The sequence below is a fragment of the Limimaricola sp. G21655-S1 genome (genome assembly GCF_027213785.1).
Classification (GTDB): domain Bacteria; phylum Pseudomonadota; class Alphaproteobacteria; order Rhodobacterales; family Rhodobacteraceae; genus Limimaricola.
The window spans coordinates 1-266 of the sequence record NZ_JAPWGO010000259.1; the positions used below are offsets into that span (position 1 = coordinate 1).

The following is a 266-nucleotide window of genomic DNA, read 5'->3' on the forward strand; positions in this document are numbered from 1 at the left end:
GCGCAGGGCTTTCACGTTGGCGTGCGCCACGGCGGCGGCTACCGGGTGGCCGCTATAGGTAAAGCCGTGGTTGAAGTCGCCACCGGCAGCCAGGGTGCTGGCCACTTCGTCGTTCACGAACACGGCGCCGATAGGCAGGTAGCCGGACGACAAGCCTTTGGCGGTGGTGAAGATGTCCGGCTGGAAGCCGAAATGCGTCTGGCCGAACCATTCGCCGGTACGGCCAAAGCCGCAGATAACTTCGTCAGCCACCAGCAGGATGTCGT

At 63.9% G+C, this 266-nt stretch carries 1 protein-coding gene; it reads right to left on the reverse strand.

From position 1 onward, the window contains the following. Positions 1-266, reverse strand: a 266-nt coding sequence (locus O4G76_RS20685; RefSeq protein WP_269398999.1) for an aminotransferase class III-fold pyridoxal phosphate-dependent enzyme, incomplete at both ends; no start/stop codon positions are given.